At 62.7% G+C, this 1,526-nt stretch carries 1 protein-coding gene; it reads left to right on the top strand.

Annotated features, from left to right (window positions below):
* Positions 1-109 precede the first annotated feature (109 nt).
* Positions 110-1,417, top strand: a complete 1,308-nt coding sequence (locus tag MJD61_01390) for an MFS transporter (GenBank protein ID MCG8553930.1) — start codon at positions 110-112, stop codon at positions 1,415-1,417.
* Positions 1,418-1,526 lie beyond the last annotated feature (109 nt).

Below are 1,526 nucleotides of genomic sequence, written 5' to 3'. Positions count from 1 at the left end.
CGATCTGTTGACAGAATGACGATTTTCTGTATAATTCCTAAGGATTTACTCATCCGCCCTAAGAATTTCTAAGGCTACTATCAGAAAAATCAAGGTTAACGAGGAGAATATGGCCACCCAATTCAGCGAAGTTGACAACCCCCGTTGGAAACGTCCCTTCTTCACCATTTGGATCGGCCAGGCGGTCTCCCTGCTGGGCAGCCAGTTGGTGCAGTTCGCCCTGGTCTGGTACCTGACCCGCGAGACTGGTTCAGCCGTGGTGCTCACCACCGCTACCCTGGTCGCGATGCTGCCCCAGGTGATCTTGGGCCCCATCGCCGGCTCTATGGTGGACCGCGGCAACCGCCGCCGCTTCATGATCCTCGCCGATGGCAGCATTGCCTTGCTCACCCTGGGTCTGGCGGCCCTCTTCGCTACTGGCCTGATCCAGATCTGGCATATCTATGTCGTCATCTTCTTGCGCTCGCTGGCCGGCGGCTTCCACGGCCCAGCCTTCATCGCCTCTACCTCGCTGATGGTGCCCAAGGAGCAGTTGTCCCGCATTCAGGGCCTCAAGCAGATGCTCAACGGGGGACTGGGAATCTTTGCCGCACCGATGGGCGCATTGCTGCTAGAGCTGCTGCCCATGCAAGGCATCCTGGCCATTGACGTCGTCACCGCCCTCTTTGCCGTTGGCTCGCTCTTCCTCGTCGCCATCCCCCAGCCGGAGCGCACCACCACGGAGGACGAAGGCCCCACCTCCGTCTGGCAAGACATTCGCGCCGGCCTCAGCTACGTGGCCACCTGGCGCGGTCTGCTGATCGTGCTGCTCATGGCCACCCTGATCAACTTCCTGCTTACACCAGCCTCCTCGCTCTCCCCGCTCTATGTCACCAACCACTTTGGCGGCGGCGCCCAGGAGCTGGCCTGGTTGCAGTCCGCCTCGGGCATCGGCGTGGTGGTCGGTGGCCTGGCCCTCAGCGTCTGGGGCGGTTTCCAGCGGCGCGTGGTGACCGCCATGGCCGGCCTGATCGGTATGGGGGCTGGGATGCTGGTCATGGGTTTCGCCCCTGCCAACGCCTTCCCCGTCGCCGTCGGAGCCATGCTGGTCGGCGGCTTGATGCAGCCCATCGTCAATGGCTCGCTGGGCGCCATCCTCCAGGCCACCGTGGACCCGGACATGCAGGGCCGCGTCTTCACCCTGGTCTTCACCGCCGCCACGGCCATCTCCCCGTTGGGCTTAGTCATCGCCGGCCCCCTCTCTGAAATCTTTGGCATCCAAACCTGGTACATCCTCGGCGGCCTGATCTGTGCCCTGGCCGGTGTTTTCGGCTTCCTGTCCAAATCAGTGATGAGCATCGAGGAAGGCCGCGACCAGCAAAGCCTGGACGCCAGCCAGAGCAACTCGGCCCTGAAAGCGGGTGCGCTGGATGACTAATCAACCCGAGCCGGCGGATGGCGTCATGCACCGTGCCCTGAAAGCGCCAACCAGCATGCGCCCCTTCCTCACCATCTGGACCGGGCAGTTGGTCTCCTCCGTTGGCTCG

This window comes from Pseudomonadota bacterium (assembly GCA_022361155.1).
Classification (GTDB): Bacteria; Myxococcota_A; Polyangia; order Polyangiales; family JAKSBK01; genus JAKSBK01.
The sequence above is the reverse complement of the archived record's forward strand: the minus strand, read 5'-3'. Positions and strand labels throughout refer to the sequence as shown.

Bases quoted from the DNA above. Each gene is read 5' to 3' on its own strand.
- MJD61_01390 (MCG8553930.1), top strand. From the start codon at position 110: ATGGCCACCCAATTCAGCGAAGTTGACAACCCCCGTTGGAAACGTCCC.